This window comes from Streptomyces sp. NPDC034111, from assembly GCF_055575375.1.
In genome coordinates, this window is record NZ_JBVIST010000006.1 from 348,647 (window position 1) to 368,463 (window position 19,817).

Annotated in this window: 15 protein-coding genes and 3 tRNA genes; 11 read left to right on the forward strand and 7 right to left on the reverse strand. The window is 69.8% G+C overall.

Annotated features, from left to right (window positions below; translation table 11 throughout):
- Positions 1-179: 179 nt before the first annotated feature.
- Complete coding sequence (locus ACZ55A_RS18030) at positions 180-1,988, forward strand: SpoIIE family protein phosphatase (protein ID WP_468840793.1); 1,809 nt, start codon at positions 180-182, stop codon at positions 1,986-1,988.
- 109 nt (positions 1,989-2,097) lie between these two features.
- Here the strand turns inward: ACZ55A_RS18030 and ACZ55A_RS18035 are convergent, their stop codons facing one another.
- A complete protein-coding gene (locus ACZ55A_RS18035) occupies positions 2,098-2,244 on the reverse strand; it encodes a DUF397 domain-containing protein (RefSeq protein ID WP_468840895.1) in 147 nt (48 codons plus the stop codon).
- Complete coding sequence (locus ACZ55A_RS18040; RefSeq protein WP_468840796.1) at positions 2,195-3,124, reverse strand: helix-turn-helix domain-containing protein; 930 nt, start codon at positions 3,122-3,124, stop codon at positions 2,195-2,197. Before ACZ55A_RS18040 ends, ACZ55A_RS18035 begins: the two co-directional genes overlap by 50 nt.
- A gap of 114 nt (positions 3,125-3,238) precedes the next feature.
- Between ACZ55A_RS18040 and ACZ55A_RS18045 the strand changes: the two genes are divergently transcribed.
- From ACZ55A_RS18045 to ACZ55A_RS18065, 5 genes are all read left to right on the forward strand, one after another.
- Positions 3,239-3,748 carry a hypothetical protein gene (locus ACZ55A_RS18045; RefSeq protein ID WP_468840798.1) on the forward strand — a complete coding sequence of 170 codons (510 nt, stop codon included), beginning with the start codon at positions 3,239-3,241 and terminating at the stop codon, positions 3,746-3,748.
- Between the two features lie 346 nt (positions 3,749-4,094).
- Entirely contained in the window at positions 4,095-4,322 is a 228-nt protein-coding gene (locus ACZ55A_RS18050) for a hypothetical protein (protein WP_468840800.1), read from the forward strand.
- The gene (locus tag ACZ55A_RS18055) at positions 4,300-4,827 is read left to right on the forward strand and encodes a DUF6879 family protein (protein ID WP_468840802.1); all 528 of its coding nucleotides are present in this window, start codon (positions 4,300-4,302) and stop codon (positions 4,825-4,827) included. The genes ACZ55A_RS18050 and ACZ55A_RS18055 overlap by 23 nt, the downstream gene beginning before the upstream one ends.
- Positions 4,828-4,851: 24 nt before the next feature.
- The gene (locus tag ACZ55A_RS18060; RefSeq protein ID WP_468840804.1) at positions 4,852-5,706 is read left to right on the forward strand and encodes a helix-turn-helix domain-containing protein; all 855 of its coding nucleotides are present in this window, start codon (positions 4,852-4,854) and stop codon (positions 5,704-5,706) included.
- Between the two features lie 689 nt (positions 5,707-6,395).
- The gene (locus ACZ55A_RS18065; RefSeq protein ID WP_468840806.1) at positions 6,396-6,572 is read left to right on the forward strand and encodes a hypothetical protein; all 177 of its coding nucleotides are present in this window, start codon (positions 6,396-6,398) and stop codon (positions 6,570-6,572) included.
- A gap of 82 nt (positions 6,573-6,654) precedes the next feature.
- On the opposite strand, the gene ACZ55A_RS18070 is transcribed toward ACZ55A_RS18065, so the two are convergent.
- On the reverse strand, positions 6,655-6,891 hold the full coding sequence (locus ACZ55A_RS18070; RefSeq protein ID WP_468840808.1) for a hypothetical protein: 237 nt from the start codon (positions 6,889-6,891) through the stop codon (positions 6,655-6,657).
- A gap of 223 nt (positions 6,892-7,114) precedes the next feature.
- On the opposite strand from ACZ55A_RS18070, the gene ACZ55A_RS18075 reads away from it, so the two are divergent.
- Positions 7,115-8,764, forward strand: coding sequence for a long-chain fatty acid--CoA ligase (locus tag ACZ55A_RS18075; protein ID WP_468840810.1), 1,650 nt, complete (start codon positions 7,115-7,117; stop codon positions 8,762-8,764).
- 31 nt (positions 8,765-8,795) lie between these two features.
- On the opposite strand, the gene ACZ55A_RS18080 is transcribed toward ACZ55A_RS18075, so the two are convergent.
- Both ACZ55A_RS18080 and ACZ55A_RS18085 read right to left on the reverse strand, forming a co-directional pair.
- Positions 8,796-13,037 (reverse strand): PAS domain-containing protein, encoded by a 4,242-nt coding sequence (locus tag ACZ55A_RS18080; protein WP_468840812.1) that lies wholly within the window; start codon positions 13,035-13,037, stop codon positions 8,796-8,798.
- A 193-nt stretch (positions 13,038-13,230) separates the two neighbouring features.
- Positions 13,231-13,803 carry an SSI family serine proteinase inhibitor gene (locus ACZ55A_RS18085; protein ID WP_468840814.1) on the reverse strand — a complete coding sequence of 191 codons (573 nt, stop codon included), beginning with the start codon at positions 13,801-13,803 and terminating at the stop codon, positions 13,231-13,233.
- Between the two features lie 239 nt (positions 13,804-14,042).
- Between ACZ55A_RS18085 and ACZ55A_RS18090 the strand changes: the two genes are divergently transcribed.
- Positions 14,043-14,133: transfer RNA gene (locus ACZ55A_RS18090), tRNA-Ser, on the forward strand.
- A gap of 589 nt (positions 14,134-14,722) precedes the next feature.
- A tRNA-Arg gene (locus ACZ55A_RS18095) sits at positions 14,723-14,795 on the forward strand.
- A 169-nt stretch (positions 14,796-14,964) separates the two neighbouring features.
- Here the strand turns inward: ACZ55A_RS18095 and ACZ55A_RS18100 are convergent.
- Entirely contained in the window at positions 14,965-17,322 is a 2,358-nt protein-coding gene (locus ACZ55A_RS18100) for a hypothetical protein (protein ID WP_468840816.1), read from the reverse strand.
- 260 nt (positions 17,323-17,582) lie between these two features.
- Here ACZ55A_RS18100 and ACZ55A_RS18105 point away from each other — a divergent pair, with 260 nt between their 5' ends.
- Positions 17,583-18,572 carry a hypothetical protein gene (locus ACZ55A_RS18105; RefSeq protein ID WP_468840818.1) on the forward strand — a complete coding sequence of 330 codons (990 nt, stop codon included), beginning with the start codon at positions 17,583-17,585 and terminating at the stop codon, positions 18,570-18,572.
- A gap of 236 nt (positions 18,573-18,808) precedes the next feature.
- A tRNA-Met gene (locus tag ACZ55A_RS18110) sits at positions 18,809-18,882 on the forward strand.
- A gap of 116 nt (positions 18,883-18,998) precedes the next feature.
- Here the strand turns inward: ACZ55A_RS18110 and ACZ55A_RS18115 are convergent.
- Complete coding sequence (locus ACZ55A_RS18115; protein WP_468840820.1) at positions 18,999-19,790, reverse strand: NAD(P)H-dependent oxidoreductase; 792 nt, start codon at positions 19,788-19,790, stop codon at positions 18,999-19,001.
- Between the last annotated feature and the right edge of the window lie 27 nt (positions 19,791-19,817).

A 19,817-nucleotide genomic window follows, 5' to 3' on the forward strand; every position in this document is an offset into this window, starting at 1 on the left:
CCGGGGTGGGTCGAGAGCCATCGCGCATCATCCCCAGAGGTCGTTGTGGAGAGATCCATTGGGGCCGGGAGATCCATTTGGGCAGTTATGACATAGTATAAAGCGCTTGTAATCAGTTTTTCCCGGCATCCCCAGGGGGTGCGGTGGCGCCGCTGTCCTCCCCGTACGCAACGGAATCCGTGTCCCGCAGAGGCCTGCCGGCCAATCAGCTCGCGGCCTCCGGAGCCCGGAAATTCGTGCGTGCACTGCTCACCGAACGGGCGGCCGCATCGCCGGCCACCGCGGGCCCCGGGGTGGCGGCGATCAGCTCGGACCTCATCGGCACCGCGGTCCTGCTCACCAGCGAGCTGGTCACCAACGCGGTGATGTACGCGGGCACCGACATCGACGTGACCTGCCGCATCGAGCACGGCCCGCCCCCCGACTCCGAGGAGGGCGACGGCCGGGCGAAGGTCGGCGTGGTGATGGAGGTCTCCGACCGCCACCCTTCCCGGCGGGTACGCGGCGGGGTCGACGCCCGCCCCGGCGAGCCGGGCTTCGGTCTCCAGCTGGTCAGCGCGCTGGCGGAGTCCTGGGGCGTGACCTACCGCCAGTCGGTCAAGACGGTCTGGTTCCGCCTGGAGGCCACCGAGGGCGAACCGGCACCGGCCGGCCCCGAGCCCCGGCGGGAACCACCGGCGCGCCTGACCCACGCCGCCGGCCCGCGCGACCGCCCGCGCGGCTACGCCGCCGAATGGGCCGACCGCGGCGGCCCCTCCTTCCTCGCCGAGACCAGCGAGCTGCTGGCCGGCCAGCTCGACCAGGACATGGTCACCGCGCTCGCCGCCCAGCTGCTGGTCCCCCGGCTCGCCGACTGGTGCGCGATCTGGCTGACCACGGACGGCGGCGGCATGCAGCTCTCCCGCGTCTGGCACGTCGACGAGCGGCGGATCACCCCGCTCCGCGCCGACCTGGAGCGCGATCCGCCCACCGACATGGTCCGTACCGCGGGCACCCCCTGGCCCTGGCCCGAGTGCGCCGGTACGACTCACGCGGGTGGCTCCGCCCTCGCCTTCCCGCTGGTCGCCCGGGACACCGACCAGGGCGTCCTGCTGCTCGGCCGGGCCGGGCAGCTACAGATGACCGACACCGTCGTGCGGATGGTCGAGGACGTGGCGCGCCGGGTGGCCCAGGCCGTGTTCACCGCCCGGCAGTACACCCGGCAGACCAGCATCAGCCTGGCGCTCCAGCGCCGCCAGCTGCCCGCCTCGCTGGCCAGCATCGTCGGCGTGGACACCGCGATCGTCTACGAACCGCACGGCGAGGGCCAGACCGTCGGCGGCGACTTCTACGACGTCTTCCCGATGGGCGACCGCCGCTGGTGCTTCCTGCTCGGCGACGTACAGGGCAAGGACCCCGAGGCGATGTCGGTCACCGGCCTGGCCAGGCACCTCGTACGCCTGCTGGCCCGCGAGGGCCACGGTGTCGAATCGGTCCTCGGCCGGCTGAACCTGGCCATGGCCGAGGAGAGCGCGGAGGCGCTGGAACTCGGCGGCGAACAGGCCGGCTCCCGCTTTCTGAGCCTGCTCTACGGTGAGCTGGAGGTCGACCCGGGCGTACCGGGCGCCCGCTGTACGGTCGCCAGCGCCGGCCACCCCCCGCCGCTGCACATGTTCGTCGACGGCACCGTCGAGCCCGCCTCCGAGCCGCAGATGCTGCTCGGCATCGACGAGGGCACCGAGTACCACGCCAGCTCCTTCCCCCTCGCGCCGGGCGAAACGCTGCTGTGCGTCACCGACGGTGTCACCGAACGCCGCTGCGGCAACTGGCAGTTGGACGACAACGACGGTCTGATCGAGGTCATGAAGGACGGGCTGGGCCTGGGCGCCAAGGCCCTGGCCGAGCATGTACGGCGCGCGGCCCACGACTTCGGCACCGGCCCGGTCGAGGACGATCTGTCGGTGCTGGTCCTCCAGGCGCTGCCGTCGACGGCCGACGCACGGGCCTGACCGGCGGCGGCCGCCGGTCAGTGATCACAACCAGGCACCCTCGCCAAAGGCAAGATGAAGCCCCGCTACTCCCAGACCGGATGAAGCGGGGCTTCAGCGGTTGTGGTGGTCAGATGGCGCCGAACTCGTCACGCCGGACGGCCGACACGAACGAGGACCAGGCGGACGGTTGAAAGGTGAGCGAGGGGCCGTGCGGGGCCTTGCTGTCACGGATGGGCACCACGCCGAAGGGTGCGAATACGGGGGCCCACTCGATGCAATTGCCGCCGTTGCCTTCGCTGTAACTGCTCTTGACCCACTCCGCGCGGGACAGGTCGGGGGTGGTGCTCATGGTTGTACGCCTCCATAACGTCATGGATAAGGGAGAGGGAGTCTCCTCGGGACAGGGCATCAGCGCGCAGCCGCTCGTATGCCGCCCGCGCTTCGGCGACCGCGTCCGCTGAATCGTCCACCTGCCCTCGCTCGTAGGTCTCCTCGTACAGGACTTCAGTCCCGTCCCGCTGGGTCAGCACGATAAACGGCACTCCTCGTGACGCGGTGCCCGCGCTAAAGGGGAAGACCTGGATGGTGACGTGCGGAGACTCGGAGGCAGACAGCAGGTGTTGAAGCTGCTCCTGCATGACGTCTGCGCTGCCCACGCGGGACCATAGGGCCGCTTCGTACAAGATGACCCACAGCGAGGGTGGGGTGGGGGTGTCGAACAGTTCTCGTCGGCGCATGCGATCTTCTACGCGCCTCTTGATCTCCGCTGCCGGGTCTTGCGGGCGGGCAGATCGGAAGACGGCTTCCGCGTACTTCGGGGTTTGCAGTATGCCCATGATGCGCGTGGTGGAGTAATCGCAGATGGACAGCGCCTCACGCTCAAGCTGAAGGTACGGAATGAACCACACAGGATTGCCTGCGTCGGCCGCACGCTGGCGCATCCGGGCGTAGGTCCCCGGCGTTCCGAACACCTTGTCGGCCTGCTCGGCGAACTGGGCGCTGGCCAGCTGCTGCCCCCTCTCCACCTTGCTCACATAGGGCTGTTGGCAGCAGAGCTTGTCGGCCAGCGCAGCTTGAGACCAACCGCGCGCCTCGCGGGCGCACTTGATCTCTGTGCCGAACGTCTCTGTGGGTGACTCGGGCGCCTCGCTCATTTGTCCAACTCCCCATATTCCAGCCTGGTTTGGAATGGCTGAAGCCCTGTTCAGCGTACTCCTGGACGCGCAGTGTGGAGCCATCCCCGGAACAGGACAAAGGAGAGCAGGGCCATGACCGGCACAGGTATCCGGACAGCGCACCAGGCAGCAGACGACGTGCGGAAGCGTCTGGACGCAGCGTTGCGCAAAGGGGGTCTCGACATCGAACCGTCAGTCGTGGCACCCGGCATGGTGGAGGGGGTCAAGGTCACTCGGATCCGCGTCATGACGCTGACGACCCAACAGGCCCAGTGGCTCACCAAGGCACTGGGTGGCCAGATCCCCCGCTACGGCGTTCCTCCGGTGTGCGAGGTGCGGAACATGCTGGACGAAGCGCTGCGTACGGCCGGTGTCATCGCGCAGCCGTCGTCAGTGGTCGTAAGCACCGTGCACGGCAGGCAGGCGAACAAGATCTTGTTGCCGTCGCTGTCAGCCCCGCACGCCGAGAAGATCGTGAAGATCCTGGAGGGGGAGGTTGTACCGATGAGGGGCACGCCCGAGGACCTGAGTCAGAAGACCCGCGAGGCGAACAAGAGGACCCAGGACAAGCGGGAAACGGAACAAACTGGCCGGACGAGGTAGCAGTGCGCTGCCCTCTCAGCCGGCACGAGATTGTGCAGGTATGCAGCTGGATGTACCGCTGCGATGAGCCTGGCGTGACCGTTGTCTTCCACGACACCGACCGTCCCGAATTCCAGCATCAGTTGGATCGGTTCGAGGACCATTTGGAGCGAGCCATGGAGCACGCTATAGATCACGGGCGGGCCAGATGATCAGCGCGGCGATCGCATCCCTTCTCCGCCCCGGAGACGGCAGCGATCACGGGAACCTTAAGCCTGTGCAAGTTCATGCAAGTTCAGTGCGCAGCAGGGTGACTTGAGCGCAAGCTCGTACATAGAGATCGTCTTCACTAAGTGAGGAGGGCACCATGGCTTTGCACATGCTCGGCAAGGACCCGAACTCCCCGGAGGGTAAGTCCGCCACCGTCTATTACGACGACGTGGCTGACAAGTACCTGGTCCAGGGTCTGAAGGTGCTGGATGGCGAACGACTCTCCCAGTTGGATCTCCCGGACCATGAGACCGTCGTAGAGATCCCCAAGTACATGACACAGTTCTTCCCGGAGGTACGCGGTGGCGGACGAGCTGACGTTTAGCGAGCTGTTCAAGCAGGCCAAGCGTTCCGCCGTTCACCTGGAGATGAGGGACGGGTACATGCGATCCGACCCGCGATTCGTCTCCTGGCTACAGGACTGGCAAAGCGTCCCTGCCGAGAACGACCCGGCATCGCGCCCCTGGCTCGCCCTGATGCAAGAGATCACCACGCGCGGTGTGGAAGTCCGCCGTGCTCGGATCTTCTCCGAGCCCATGAGTGATTACCTCCGCTTCGAGCACCACCTCACGCCCAGCAACGTGGAGGCCGGCGAGCAGGTCCGCTGGCTACCACGTCGCAAGGCGTCGGACCTCGCGCTCCCAGGCAATGACTTCTGGCTGTTCGATGACAGCCTGGTCGTGTTCCTGCACTTCACCGGGGACGGCGAGCTGTCACCTGAGGGAGACGAGGAGCGCACGACGGAACCAGCCATCGTGGATCTCTGCTCGACGGCTTTCGAGGCGGTCTGGGAACGCGCAGTCCCGCACGAGGTGTACAGGCCGGTCTGAACCACGAACAGGGCTGAACTCTCCGTGTCCCCGTCGTCGCCGTCGTCCAGCGTCCGGCAGGCCAGGGAAGCGCTCGGGAAGCGCCTCCGTGAGATTCGCAAGGACTCCGGCCTGACGGCTCGCGCCCTGGCGGCGGCGGCAGGGTGGCATGAGTCGAAGTGTTCCCGGCTTGAGAACGGTCGAACTCCTCCCTCCGATGAGGACATTCGGATCTGGACCCGGATCTGTGACGCCGAGGGCCAAGCCGCGGACCTCATCGCGACCGCCCGTGGCATCGACGGCATGTACGTGGAGTGGCGTCGTCTGGAGAGCGCCGGCCTGAAGCGCGCCCAGGAGTCTGTACTACCGCTCTTCGAGCGAACCCATTGGTTCCGCTTCTACCAGTCATGGGTCGTCCCAGGGCTGCTCCAGACCCACGAATACACACGAGCCATCCTCAACACGGTTGCCTCTGTCAGGGACACTCCTGGCGACACGGACGAGGCCGTTGCAGCGCGGATGGAGCGCCAACGGGTCCTGCACACGGGAGGACGCCGGTTCGCCTTCCTCATTGAGGAGTGGGTTCTTCGCACGGTCATCGGCGACTCCGCCACGATGGTGAGCCAACTGGGCCATCTGATCGGCATGACGGCTGCGCCCTCTTTGAGTCTTGGCGTGATCCCCATGGGCGTCGTACGCGGCAATGCGTGGCCGTGCGAGTCCTTCTCCCTGTACGACGAGAAACAGGCCACCTGTGAGCTGGTGTCCGCCAGCCTCACCGTGAGGCAACCGAGTGAAATCGCCGAGTACGCCAAGACGTTCACCGAACTCGCAGGTATCGCTGCTTACGGGGCGGCCGCCAGGAAGCTCATTGCTTCGGCAATCGACGCTCTCGGGTGAAGGCGTGCAAGTTCGTAGAAGTTCATTGAGCTGAGTCTTTCGCTCTCCATACCGTCGGGATGACAAGCCGTTCACTCCGCGGAGATGCCATGACGAGCCCAATTCGGTACAGCCAACCGCCCGTTGAACTGCAGCTGGACGGCTGGCTGCTGGAGGGCGAACCGGTCCCCGGTTGCAAGGTGTGTCGCGCCCTGAACCTCCAGCGGAGTCAGGCGCGGGAGCGGAACGAATTGCGGACGGCATGCGCTGCTGCTCGGGAGATCCGAAACCACGGCCGTGGGCACGCGGAGGCGTCATGACCGACCCCGAGCAGGACAGGCCGAGCACCGAGATCAGTGAGGGCTGGTGGGCACCACTGGGCGGAACCCTGGATCTTTACTCGAACACCGTGTCTCTACCACAGGCAGCGAAGGTGCCCCATGCCCGTTTCCGTGCCTTGGCGCCGTGCCAAGGGGCGTCAATGAATGCTCTGCGGCCATGGGCAGGCGATGACTGAGAGCAGGCCGACATGTGGGTCTGCTGCGTCTGCCCGGCGATGGTCGGAGCCTGAAGACTCCCGCCCCGGCGGCAGAAACCTGGACAGTCGAGCAGCCGGGGCGGGACCAACCGCAGAGGAAACCCTCTGCGGACTACGGGCCATGCCTCGACGGTACGGCGGCATGGCTCCTCACGAAAGAGGAGGTTGGTGAATGAGCCTCGTAGCCGTCGAGACGTACGAGACGCGCGAGCCGGACAGTGAAGGTTGGCGCGGCGTCCCGTTCCGGCACCCGGCCGACATGGAGGTGGACGGGGGCAAGCACGATGGCGGCCCCATGCCCCCGGAGGCTCCGCGTGAACCGTCGCCGCAGGGAGGGGACGGTCAGTAACCCACGCTGGTAGCGACGAAAGCGCCCCTGCTCCGGCACATGGCCGGAGCAGGGGCGCGGTGCGTTCAGCCGCCCCTCCCGCTCAGACCCCGCCGGCCCCGGTGACAAAGGGCCGCCCGCTGCCCGCGATCACGCCTCCGCCATGGCCGCCGACCGGGTCCAACTGCCCGCTGAACAGCGGCCGTCCGAGGGCGGAACCGTCGTCGGCCGGCCGCTGGACCGGCACGGTCTGCGGCGCCGCCTGCGCGGCACCGCAGGCGAACAGCCCGGCACCACCCAGGGCGGCGAGGACGAGGCAACGGCGGAGAGGGGGGCGCATATGTCGCTCCTGTGGGGAAAAGTAACCGGTTGCCCGCCAGCGTGGTGTCCCGCCCGGAGCCCGCACAAGCAACGTGCCCGCAAGGCCATCCCTGTGGGTGAACCGCGCCCCGTCGCCAGGCCCGGAGCTGGCAAGAACACACCCCCGAGGGCGTGACATACCGCCCGGTATGCGCTGACAATCGCAACACCACTACCCGCCCGTAACAAAGCGGAGGCACCCGGTGCTCAGCACGATGCAGGACGTACCGCTCACCGTCTCGCGAATCCTGGCCCACGGATCGACGGTCCACGGCCAGTCGCAGGTCATCACCTGGACCGACGGTGACCCGCACCGTCGCACCTTCGCCGGGATCGGCCGCCGCGCCGCCCAGCTGGCCCGCGCCCTGCGCGACGAGCTGTCGGTCGCCGACGAGGAGCGGGTCGGCACGCTGATGTGGAACAACGCCGAGCACATGGAGGCCTACCTCGCGATCCCCGCCATGGGGGCGGTGCTGCACACCCTCAATCTGCGGCTGCCCGCCGAACAGCTGGTGTGGATCATCAACCACGCCGAGGACCGGGTGGTGCTCGTCAACGGGAGCCTGCTGCCGCTGCTGGCCCCGCTGTTGCCGCAGCTGCCGAAGGTCGAGCACGTCGTGGTCGTCGGTGCGGGGGACACCTCCGTCCTGGACGGCGCGCGGGCGCGGGTGCACGACTACGAGGAGCTGATCGCCGGGCGGCCGGAGACGTACGACTGGCCGGAGATCGACGAGCGGGAGGCCGCGGCGCTCTGCTACACCTCGGGGACCACCGGCGACCCCAAGGGCGTGCTCTACAGCCACCGTTCGCTCTATCTGCACTCGCTCCAGGTCAACACCGCCGAGGCGTTCGCGCTCACCCCGCGCGACATCACGCTCCCGGTCGTGCCGATGTTCCACGTCAACGCCTGGGGCCTGCCGCACGCCGCGTTCATGGCCGGCGCCTCGCTGCTGATGCCGGACCGCTTTCTCCAGCCCGCCCCGCTCGCCGAGATGATCGAGACCGTACGGCCCACCATCGGCGCCGCCGTCCCCACCATCTGGCAGGGCCTGCTCGTCGAACTCGACGCCACACAGCGTGATGTCGGCTGTCTGCGGACCGTCGTCATCGGCGGCTCGGCCTGCCCGCCGGCCCTGATGCGCGGGTTCCAGGAGCGGCACGGCATCCGCGTCGTGCACGCCTGGGGCATGACCGAGACCTCTCCGCTGGGCTCCGTCTCGCACCCGCCGGCCGGGGTGAGCGGCGAGGAGGAGTGGGCCTACCGCGCCACCCAGGGCCGCTTCCCGGCCTCCGTCGAGGCGCGGCTGATCGGCCCCGACGGCGCACAGCTGCCGCACGACGGGCAGTCGGCCGGCGAGCTGGAGGTCCGCGGCCCGTGGATCGCGGGCGCGTACTACGGCGGTGCGCAGGGCGAACCGCTCCGCCCCGACGACAAGTTCAGCCCCGACGGCTGGCTGCGCACCGGCGACGTCGGCACCATCACCCCCGACGGCTATCTGACCCTGACCGACCGCGCCAAGGACGTCATCAAGTCCGGCGGGGAGTGGATCTCCTCGGTCGAGCTGGAGAACCACCTGATGGCACACCCGGATGTGGCGGAGGCCGCGGTGGTCGCCGTACCGGACGACAAGTGGGGCGAGCGGCCGCTGGCGACCGTGGTGCTGACGCAGGGCGCGACGGTCGGCTACGAGGAGCTGAAGGCGTTCCTCGGCGAGCGGATCGCGCGCTGGCAGCTGCCCGAGCGGTGGGCGCTGATTCCGGCGGTGCCCAAGACGAGCGTGGGCAAGTTCGACAAGAAGGTGCTGCGTAGGCAGTACGCGGACGGCGAGCTGGACGTGACGCTGCTCGCGTGAGGCGGGCCTGAGCGGGCCGGTGCCGGCCCGCTCAGTTCGTACCGATCTTGGCGAGCAGATCGACGATCCGGGCCTGCACCTCGGCGCTCGTCGAACGCTCCGCGAGGAAGAGCACCGTCTCACCGGCCGCCAGCCGCGGCAGCTGCGCGGGATCCATGTCGGCGTAGGTGTAGACGACCAGCGGGGTGCGGTGCAGCAGCCCGTTGGCGCGCAGCCAGTCGACGATGCCGGACCGCCGGCGGCGTACCTGCATCAGATCCATGACGACGAGATTCGGCCGCATCTGCGCCGCCAGGGTGACCGCGTCGGCGTCCGCACCGGCCCGTGCGACCTGCATCCCGCGCCGCTCCAGCGATGTGGTCAGCGCGCCCGCGATGGCGTCGTTCTGCTCGATCAGCAGCACCCGCGGCGGATGTGCCTCGCTGTCACGCGGGGCCAGCGCCTTGAGGAGTACGGCCGGGTCGGCGCCGTACGCCGCCTCCCGGGTGGCCTGCCCCAGACCGGCGGTCACCAGCACCGGGACCTCGGCCGCGCCCGCCGCCTGACGCAGCGACTGAAGCGCGGTACGGGTGATCGGCCCGGTCAGCGGGTCGACGAAGAGCGCCGCGGGGTACGCCGCGATCTGCGCATCGACCTCCTCGCGGGAGTTGACGATGACGGGCCGGTAGCCACGGTCGCTGAGCGCCTGCTGGGTGGCGACGTCCGGTGCCGGCCAGACCAGCAGCCGACGCGGGTTGTCCAGCGGCTCCGGCGGCAACTCGTCGTCCATCGGCATCGGCTGACGGTTCATCACCTCTATGGCGCCGTTCGGGCCGTCCAGCGGCTCGGGGCCCTCGCTGCCCTCGTCGGGCGCGGAGATGGCAAAGGCCCGGCCCTCACTGGCGTCCATCAGATGCGGCTGCGGCTGGGCCGGCGGCGCGGGATGCGCAGGGGGGAGCGGGGGCCGCTCCGGCTGCCCGGCCTGCGGCTGCGGTGCGCCGGGCTGGGTCCCGGGGTGCGGGCGCCCCTCGGCCGCCGCGGAGTCGGCGGCGGCGATGCGCGGGTCGTCCTGCGGGGGCGCGGCGAGCTTACGGCGGCGGCCCGAACCGGTGGACGTACCACCGGGCGGGGTGCTGCCGGGCGGCGCCGGCGGCCGCTGCGGATCGACGATCTGCTGGGCGAACGGCACGCCCTGCCCGAGCGTGCGCACGCTGAACGCCCGCCCTGCGGCCTGCCCGTCGTCCTCGGCTGCGGGCGGCAGCGGCTGCCGGTGCGGTGCGGCCGGCGGGACCGCCGCCTCTTCGGCGGGGCTGGGCCGGCCCCGTCGGCGGCCGGTGGGCGCGGGGGCAGGGGCCTGCGCGGTCTGCGGCTGCTGGTGCGCAGGGCCGCCCGACGGCTGCGGGACGCCGGGCGGCGTCCCCAGCCCGGTGCCGACCCCGCTCCCGGTGCCGGTCGCGTCGACGGGGCCGCTCGCCTCGGCCGCGGCGGCCGGCTCGGCCGGAGCGGCCGGGTCGCTGTGCTCGGCCGGCTGCGCCACCAGCCCCTCCGGGCCCGCCACAAAGGTGCCGGACGACTCGGAGTCGGCCATCGCGGCCGCCGCACGCTCCTCGGCGGCGGCCCGCCGGGCCCGCCGCCTTCCGGTCGGCTCGGCATCCCAACTCGCCTGAGAATCAGCAGAGTTGGCCGCGTTGGCGACCACATCCAGCTCGTTTCCGGGCTGCCCGGCGGACGCCGCCTCCGGGCCACCGGCCACCGGCCGACGGGCCCGACGCCGTCCCGTACCGGCGCCGTCCTGGGGCGCGGGCCCCTGGTCGGCGGTCGCGGGCAGCGCCGACGGTGCGGGCTGCGGGCTCCGGTCCGCCGCCGCGGGCGGCAGTGCGAAGGCGGTACGCGCACCGGCCGACTGCTGCGCACCGGCGGCCGCGGGCGTCTGGGCCCGCTCGCCCTGCGCGGTCCGCTCGGGCGCCTCGGCCAGCGCCCGGCGCGCCCGCCGGCCGGACGGCTGCACCGGCCCCAGGCCCTGCGGCTGCTCAGGAGCGGGCGCCTGCCCCGGAATCTGCGCACGTGCCGCGGCGGAAGCCGGCACCGGGGACCCGGCGGAAGCTGACGAAGGAGAAGGAGAGGAGGCCGACGCCGGTCCCCCTTGGGCCTCGGCCGGTACCGGTGCGCCCGCCGCGGGCCCCTGGGGACCGCCCGCCGTTCCGCCCGCCTGCTGGGCGGGCACCTGACCCGCACCAGAGGGGAGCGCGGGCAGTCCGCCGCCCTCCGGGGCGCCCTGCCGGGCCCGCCGCCGACCGGTCGGCGGTACGGCCTCGGCCCCCGCCGTACCCTCCGCACCCGGACCGTCGGGCTGTGCACCGCCGCCCGCACCACCGTGCTGGGCAGCCGCCTCCGTCCCGGAGTCGCCACCCCCGGTCTCGCCCTGCGCACCACCACCCGCAGCACCCTGCGGAACACCTGCACCCTGAGTACCGCCCGCCACCGGGCCGTTCCCCGTCTCCGCACCCGCGGCCGGTCCGCCCGCAGACGCACCCTGCTCCGCACCGGCACGCCGGGCTCGCCGCCGACCGGTCGGCGGCACCCCGCGGCCGTCCGAAGCGCCACCGGACGGTTCACCGGCCGCGCCCTCGCGGCCGTCGCCCCCGGCCCCCTGGCCGGCCTCGGCCGACCCGGGCTGGGTGCCCCTCGCGTGGGCGGCCGGTACCGGCATCACCGTCGTCTCATTGCCGGTCGGCCGGTCCCCGCCCGCCGCCGTGCCGTCCGCCGGCGCCGTACCGTCCGCCGCCACCGGCAGCTCCAGCACATACGCGCTGCCGCCCGCGCCCGGCGCCCCCGGCACCTCGTGCGTCTGCATCAGCCCGCCGTGCTGCCGCACGATCCCGCGGACGATCGGCTCATGGACCGGATCGCCGCCGCCGAACGGGCCGCGCACCTCGATCCGTACGACATCACCGCGCTTGGCCGCGGCCACCACGATCGTCGAGTCGCCGGGGATCGCCCCCGTACGCCCGCCCGCGCCGAGCGCGGCCTCAGCCACCGGCATCCGGCCCGTGGAGTCCACACCGGCGACGTCCGCGATCAAATGCGACAGCGCCTGCGCCAGCCGCTCCGCGTCCACCACGGCCTCTATCGGCGGGGCATGCACCGCGAACTGCGCCCGGCCGGGGCCGATCAGCTCGATCGCACCCTCCACGCCCGCCGCGACGACACCGTCGAGCGAGACCTTCGCGCGGTTCAGCTTCTCCTTGCCGGAGTCCAGCCGCTGGTAGCTCAGAACGTTGTCCACCAGCGTCGTCATCCGGGCGTGGCCGGCCGCGAGGTGGTGCAGGATCTGGTTGGCCTCGGGCCACAGCTGGCCGGCCGGGTCGGAGGCGAGCGTGCCCAGCTCGCCCTTCAGCTCCTCCAGCGGCCCGCGCAGCGCCTGGTCGAGCACGGCCAGCAGCTGCGCATGGCGCCCCGCCAGCGCGTCGTACGGACGCCGGTCGGTGAACGTCATCACCGCGCCGACCAGCTGATCGCCGTCCCGCACCGGCGCCGTCGTCAGATCGACGGACACTGCACGCCCGTCCTTCGCCCACAGCGCCTGCCCCCGCACCCGGTGCTTGCGCCCGGACTTGAGCGTGTCGGCCAGCGGCGTGTCCTCCCACGGCAGCGCCGAGCCGTCCGCCCGCGAGTGATGAATGAGCGGATGCAGCTCCTTGCCACCCAGCTCACTCGCCCGGTAGCCCAGAATCTGCGCCGCGGACGGATTGACGAGAACGACCTTGCCCTCGGCATCGACCCCGACCACACCCTCGGCCGCGGCCCGCAGGATCATCTCGGTCTGCCGCTGCTGGCGGGCCAGCTCGGTCTCGGTGTCCAGCGTCCCGGTCAGATCGCGGACGACGAGCATCAGCAGCTCGTCGCCCGTATAGCCGTTGCGGTGATCGGCGTACGCGGCCTCGAAGGCGGACTCGTACGGGGTACGGCCGTCCTCCAGGTTGGCGCTGGTCACCTCGACCATCAGCTCGGTGCCGTCGGTACGCCGCGCGATCATCCGCGTCGGCTTCGTCCGCTGGCCGACCTCCTCGTCCCTGCGCCGCATCGAGCCCGGGATCCGCTTGGAGTCGAAGGACGGCAGCAGATCCAGCAGACCGCGCCCCACCAGGGCCGTGCCCGGCGCCTCGAAGGTCTCCAGGGCGATGGTGTTGGCGTTGACGACCGTGCCGTTGCAGTTGACGAGCAGCAGCGCGTCGGGGAGGGCGTCGAGTATGGCTGCGAGGCGAGCAGCGCCTCGGGATGGCCTGCTGCTCACGAGACCGGTTCCTCCCTGTTACCGCACCTTGCCGACCCACCGTGGCGGATCGCTGGAATGGAGTCTACGGGCACTCGCCCGCGACGCGGAGGCGGATGACGGGGAGGTATTGCCCCGGCGGTGTGCGACCCACCGCACGCCCGACATGTGCCCACTCGTCCTGACCTGGCCTGCTACTGCGGCACGAATCGGGTCACGAAGTGGTCGATGGGAGCAGGGGTTCGAAGCGCCCCCAGCGGCTGATCTCACACCCATTGGTGCGTCGGAAGTCGGCGTTGACGGGCCGCCCCGCCCACGTCCCGGTCACATGTGCGGTCGCCGGACCGCCGTACATCATCGTGCACTGCGCGTTCTGCGGCACGGGAGCGAACGGGTCCCTGCCCCACTGCGTCATCCGGTCCAGCTTGGCGCAGGCGCGCTTGGCGTCCCGGTGGGTGCTGCCGCGGTCAGGGTGGCAGTACAGCTCGAAGGTCCCGTCGTTCCGTGCCGACCCGGAGTGGTGGACGGTGACGGTGAGGTGGTCGGCGGGCGCGTGGTGGAGCGGCAGGTACGGGCCGAGGAACGCCGCGTCCCCGGGGCCACGGTCCTCGGGCGCCGGCCGGCCGCCGTCGGGCCCGTGGTGGCCGGCACCGGTGACCCCGTTCCCGACCCGGTGGTGCGGCAGGGGGATCGGGGCGGCGGACGCGGCGGGCGCCGCCAGGGCCAGCGCGGCGGTGGCGGCGGTGGCAGCCGCGACGAAGAGGGGCGAGGTCCGGCGGTGCGGCATCACAGGCTCCAAGAGGCGAGTGCGGGGCGGTACGCGGTACGTACACGCCGGGGGCGCACGACACGAAGCCGTCACGGCCCCGACTCTCCTAACGCGCCGCCGCCCCCGACGTTGCGCCGCAGGAACGTCTTTGCCGGGGGCCCCGCGGGCCTAGTACCGTAGGGGGCGATTGGTGACAGCCCTGGGAGCTGTGCCATCATCTGGACACACCACAGCGTGCGTGCGCGCGTGGGGTGCGTGGAGGCGTCGCCTAGTCCGGTCTATGGCGCCGCACTGCTAATGCGGTTTGGGGCTTACCCCCCATCGAGGGTTCAAATCCCTCCGCCTCCGCTCTCTTTCGCTCAGGCCCCGGTCCTCTCGACCGGGGCCTGAGCGCATCTGCGGGGAGAACCGGAGAGCCCACCGAACGCCTGGCCCTGGCGTTTCTGAATGCTTCCGGGCTTTCTGAGTGCTTCCGACCCCGCTGGCCTCCGGAGCCCGGAGCCCGGAGCCCGGAGTCGAAGTTCCGAACGCGTCCGCGCAGCCCTTACGCGATCAAGAAAACCTGCCCCGTCGACCGGACCCGCCCACCCTCCCCGGGCCTCGCGATCTCCACCACTCCACTTCCCGGCCTTCCGACCCCCGGCACTCCGCCGGGCCGGCTCCCCGCCATCGTCATCCCCCGCCACCCCATCCGGCGGTCACCCTCGGCAACCCCGAGCCGACGCGACCCACCCTCCCCGCGAAGAGCACTACACCCGCCCGAACTTCGCCCAGATCATCGAGGCCGCGCCCCGCCCCGAGCATCCCCCCGCGCCCCGCCACAACCACATTTCCGCAGGTCAGAGCAGCTACGGCTAATGGATTTCGCCTGACGGCGCAGGTCATGTAATGTTGTTCCCGCAACGCCGACCGGCAAGAAAAACCGCCGGAAAGCCAAGCGCTCGTAGCTTAACGGATAGAGCATCTGACTACGGATCAGAAGGTTGCAGGTTCGAATCCTGCCGAGCGCACAGCAGGCCAGAGGCCCCGTTCGATATCGAACGGGGCCTCTGGTGTTTCTCTTGACGGCAGTGATTGACGGCCACCGCCTCAGAGAGTCCGCGTGAAGTCGATCAGAGGCAACGACAGCGGCCCCGCCCGGGAGATCCGGGCGGGGCCGCTGTGCTGTGCGGGGTGGTGCTACTCGGCGGCCGTCTTGCGGCGGCGCATCCACCACACCAGGGCCGCGCCTGCGGAGGCCAGGGCCGCGGCTACACCGGTGATGAGGCCGATCGGGGTGTCGGATCCGGTGTGGGCGAGGTCGCCGCCCTGGTTATCGTTGGTGGGCGGGTGGCTCGCTCCGCCGCCGGCCGGGGTGGTTTGCCCAGGCTCCGGGGTGTGGGTGGCCGGAGGTGTGGACGGGGCATGTGTCGGGGTCGGCTTGTCGGTCGGCTTCGGGGTCGGCGTGGGGTTCTGGCCGTCGCCCGCACCCTTGCCGGTGGTGTTGCCACCGAGGTAGCCGGTGTCGGTGTCGCCGTACTGGACGGTGGAGTTCTGCGCGGCCTGGACGGTGTCGGGCATCTCCGGGTTCTCGGCGTGGAAGCGGGCCCGGGTGATGTTGCGCTTGGGCTGCTTGGAGAAGTCGACGCCGCCGAGGTAGAAGGAGAACTCCAGGACCGATCCGTCCTGCGGGTACTTGCGCTTGAAGTGGAAGTCTCCGTTACGGAAGGACTTCAGGTAGTCGGCGTAGATCTTCTCCCGCGACCACTTGACCCGTGAGGGCCACTTGGCGGCGGAGTCGGAGCCGATGATCTGGTGGAAGTCGCCCGGCTTGACGGCGTCACGCTGCTTGATCCACTCGGCAGCGATGCGCGAGGTGTAGACGCTGCGCAGGTCCGCGTACGCCGGGGAGCTGTTGACGATCTTCTCCAGCTCGGGGATCGCAATCCGCTGGATCTGCCGGAAGTTGTACTCCTGGACCGCTCGGGGCTGCTTGCACTTGTAGCCCTCCTTGAAGTCGATCTTCGCGGCCTTGACGTCCATGGGCGCGTCGAGGATGTAGAGGCGGCCGTTCTCCTCGCGGACCTTGGCGGGGGCCGGTTCGATGAAGTACCGGTAGGTCTTCCAGCAGGGGGCGCCGTTGACGTGCTGGAAAGAGTCCCACAGGCGCTTGCCGGTGGGGTTGTCGGGGACCATGACCTTGGCCAGGTCGTGCTTCATCTGGAGGTCGGCCGTCAGCAGCACCCGGCCGGCGTCGGTCTTGGCGAGCTTGTCGTCAACGACCTGGTCGGGCTGGTCGGGGTTGAGGTTCACCCAGAACCGGCGCGGGTCCAGCGCGAGCCAGGTGAACATGGCATCCGAGGAGAGGTCGAGCTTCGCGCCCCCGCCGTAGGAGGGGTTGGTCTCCTCGTCCGGGTTCAGCTTGGCCTTGAAGCCGTAGTCCATGCCCTTGCCCTTGACGGGCTCGGTGACGTAGCGCAGCTCCATGCTGGAGAAGTCGATGCCGCCGGGGCCGCGGACCCGGTTGATCGCGCCGGGGGCACGGCGGTTGGCGTCGGCGATGCGGCGGGCTTCGGCCTTGTTCTTGCCGGAGTTACGGGCCATGTCGTTGGCCGGTCCGCTGGAGCAGCGGCCCCGTCCGCCGGCGGCGGCCAGGCTCATGGTGGTATTGCCGCGGGAGGCGGTGGTGCAGCCGGTGGAGAAGGCCGGGTCCTGGCGGGTGTGGGGGCCCGGGGTGAACGTGCCCTTCTCGGTGGCGCGGTGCTGGTACCAGTTCAGCCCGGCTTCCTTCAACTTTGTCTGCGTTCCCGAGGTGGGCGGGGTGCCGAAGACGTAGACGATCTTGAAGCCCTTGGCGGCGAGCTTCTGGTCGATGAGGATCTGGGCGCGGGAGACGTCACGGCCGGACTTGAACTCGTAGATGATCCGGTCGCGGCCTTTCGGCTTGATCGCGTCGAAGCGGCGGTCTTCCTTGAGGATCTTTTCGGCTTCCGTCTTGCCGAGCTCCTTGATCAGCTCCTGGCGGATCTTCGCGTACGTCTCGGGCATCTGCTCCTTCAAGGAGTACTGGCAGTACCAGCCCCGGCCGCCGAGCTTGAAGTACTCGGCGTTCTCCCGCTCGTAGGCGTAGCCGCGGGCCTGGTTGGCCTCGCCGTTGACGTAGAGGGTGTTGACGTACTCGTTGAACGTCCCCGGGTAGGGGTTGTCGCCGCCCTGGTTCTCCAGCCACTTCGCCCAAGCGTGCTCGGGCGTCCCGTTGATTTTGATGTTCGGATACTTATCCGGATTGGCTTTGAGGTCGCGGAGAACTTTCCGACTAGGCAGTTCCAGCCCGGACAAGGCCTTGCGCGGATTGTCGTAGGTATAGGTGCGCTTGGTGTCGCCCTTGGTGCGCCACTGGTAGGGGCCCGGTGCCTTGTAGCCGGGGAGGTTCCCTTGGACGCGGGGGGCCCGATTGGGCACCCCGGGGTACATGTCCATGCATCGCTTGGTGGCGGCTTCGGCTTCCTGAACGTTGTGCAGGACCGGCAGACCGCCCGTGAGGATGCCCACGCTCATCGCCAGCGCCGCTACACGGCCGAGCTTGGATGAGCTTCGTGGTATCGCGATTTTCAAGATGTTGTGTCCCGTGGTCAGGGGGCACGGGCCATGGCAGCTTCGGCAAGGTCACGCCCCCGTGAAGTGACCTTGCGCGATCCACCATAGGGGGAGCCAGTGACAGGACACGAACAAATGGGCCAGAGTCCGCCGGAGTGCAACTTGCCATCCCCGTAGGCAAGTTCGCCCCGCCTGCGGGTCGGCGGCTTAGGGTGGGCGGCATGTCTGATCGCGAAACGGGCCCGATGGACGGCGAGTCGGCCGACCAGCAGTTGGCCGCGTGGGTGGGCGATGTCCAGCCGCTGGTGATGCGTCTGGAGACCTGGCACACCCCCGAGCATTTCCGCCCCGACATGACGGTGGAATCGCTCGACGTGCTGGAGGAGGCCATCGTGCTCACCTACGAGCCAGAAGGCACTGACGACTCCCAAGACTTCCTCCAGGGCGCCATGGCCTACCTCGGTGAGGCCCTGATGCACATCGGCGGCGGCCGGTGGGGCTGGAGCCTTTCCGGTCACCCCGTCGTCTGTCCTGACCCTCGTCTGCGGCTGGAGCCGCTGGACCCCCTCAAGCTGATCATTGCCGCGCAAGAGGTCGGCGACTTCGCTCAGTTCGCACAGGCTGCGCAGCGGCTGCGTGCGACCGTCGACGCCTACCAGGGGCAGCATGCGGGCTGGAAGCCGGTCAAGGAGCCCACCCCGGGCCTGGACCCGTGGACGCCCGTCGAGAAGCACCCGTGGCTTACCCAGTGGCTCACCCTGCGTCAGGACGGCTTCGCGGCGTGGGTGGAAGAGACCGGACTGGGCGAGGGCGTGTGGGACTTCTCCCCCGCCTCACTAGACGTCTTGGGGCGCCTGGTCATCGATCGCTACGAGACCGAGGACAACGTCAGTGCTGATGAGGGATCTTCCTTCATCCAGGGAGCGATCTGGTACATCGGCGAAGTCGCCGTGCGCCATAAGAACGGGAACTGGAACTACCGCGACGCTCCCGCCGGCCTCCCGCGGGAAGAGGTCGAGAAGAACATGTACCTGGAGCACCCCTTCATCAACCAGCCCTCCATCCGCGAAGGCGGCAACGGCGTCCCCATTGACCAGCTCGAACATGCCGTAGGGGACAACGACGAAAAAATACTGGCACTGTACTTTTCCCGCCTGAAGGATCCAGCACCAGACGGCCCGGTCATCTACCGGGACAGCGGATCACGCTGAAGGCCACGACCCAGCCTGTTGCAGTTTGTTGCTCCCCGTGGCACACAAGGCCCCGCCGGATCGGTCATCTGGCGGGGCTTTCGTCGTGTGTGCGGGACGTCAGGGGCATCGGTGGGTGGGTTGGAAGGTTACAGGGGGGAATTGGGTGGTTTGGTGGTGGGTTGGGGGGGTGTGGGGTGAGGGTGGGAAAAGGATTAGGTGTTGGGGCGGGAGTCGCGTAGTGTTCGGGGAACCGACGCGGGGTGGAGCAGCTCGGTAGCTCGCTGGGCTCATAACCCAGAGGTCGCAGGTTCAAATCCTGTCCCCGCTACTGATGCCGCAGACCCGGTGGATTTCGATCCGCCGGGTCTGCGGTTTTTTGCGTTCGGGGTGGGTGGTGGCGGTGGGTGGTGGGTGCCTGGTGGGGTTGGTGAGATGGGCTTTGGGTCAGGTGTGGGTGGGTGGGGGTGGGGCGGTGTAGTGGGTGGTGGGGCCGGTGGGGGTCGGGGAGAGGTGGGGGTGGAGGAGGAGGTCGTCGTCGTAGTCGCCGGTGTTCTGGTGGCGGAAGGGGAGCGGGGTGGTGGTGGGGAGGGTGAGGAGGCGGGTGTGCAGGCGGTCGGCGGCGGCCGCGTAGGCGGTGGGGGTGGTGCGGTCGGCGCTCGGGATGAGGAGGGGCGGGACGACGGAGATCCCCGTGTACCAGAGGGTGCCGTGCTGGAGGGGGAAGAGGAGGTCGTTGAGGTCGCCGTTGACGCCGCGCGGGCCGAGGGTCGCGGCGCGGGCGCCGGCGGTGGTGACGACCATGGCGCGCTTGCCGGTCAGCCGGCCGTCGCCGTAGCGGCATGGGCGGCCGGTGGCGGGGTCGGTGAGGCCGAAGGCGAAGCCCTTGACGAAGACGCGGTCGAACCAGCCCTTGAGGATGGCCGGCATTCCGTACCACCAGAGGGGGAACTGGATGATCAGGGTGTCGGCCCAGGTGAGTTTCTGCTGTTCGGCGGCGATGTCGGGGCTCAAGTAGCCGCCCGTATAGGCGCGTTCGGAGGCTGGTCCGACCAGGAAGCGGTCGGCCGGATCGTGGCCGTAGTCGGTGGGGTCGACCACCGGGTTCCACTTCATGGCGTACAGGTCGGAGACGCGGTGCTGGTGGCCGTGGGCTTCGAGGGCGCGCAGCCCTTCGGTTTTGAGGGCGCCGCTCAGGGAGCGCTGGTCGGGGTGGGCGAACAGCCAGAGGACCTTCATGGCGTCCACTGTCCGCGGTGGTCGCGG

Excerpts from the sequence above, each read along its gene's own strand:
- ACZ55A_RS18070 (WP_468840808.1), bottom strand. The coding sequence starts at position 6,891 with ATGCGCCCCCCTCTCCGCCGTTGCCTCGTCCTCGCCGCCCTGGGTGGT.
- ACZ55A_RS18115 (WP_468840820.1), bottom strand. The coding sequence starts at position 19,790 with ATGAAGGTCCTCTGGCTGTTCGCCCACCCCGACCAGCGCTCCCTGAGC.
- ACZ55A_RS18045 (WP_468840798.1), top strand. The coding sequence starts at position 3,239 with ATGACCGGCACAGGTATCCGGACAGCGCACCAGGCAGCAGACGACGTG.
- ACZ55A_RS18065 (WP_468840806.1), top strand. The coding sequence starts at position 6,396 with ATGAGCCTCGTAGCCGTCGAGACGTACGAGACGCGCGAGCCGGACAGT.
- ACZ55A_RS18085 (WP_468840814.1), bottom strand. The coding sequence starts at position 13,803 with ATGCCGCACCGCCGGACCTCGCCCCTCTTCGTCGCGGCTGCCACCGCC.
- ACZ55A_RS18100 (WP_468840816.1), bottom strand. The coding sequence starts at position 17,322 with ATGAGCGTGGGCATCCTCACGGGCGGTCTGCCGGTCCTGCACAACGTT.
- ACZ55A_RS18105 (WP_468840818.1), top strand. The coding sequence starts at position 17,583 with ATGTCTGATCGCGAAACGGGCCCGATGGACGGCGAGTCGGCCGACCAG.
- ACZ55A_RS18040 (WP_468840796.1), bottom strand. The coding sequence starts at position 3,124 with ATGAGCGAGGCGCCCGAGTCACCCACAGAGACGTTCGGCACAGAGATC.
- ACZ55A_RS18050 (WP_468840800.1), top strand. The coding sequence starts at position 4,095 with ATGGCTTTGCACATGCTCGGCAAGGACCCGAACTCCCCGGAGGGTAAG.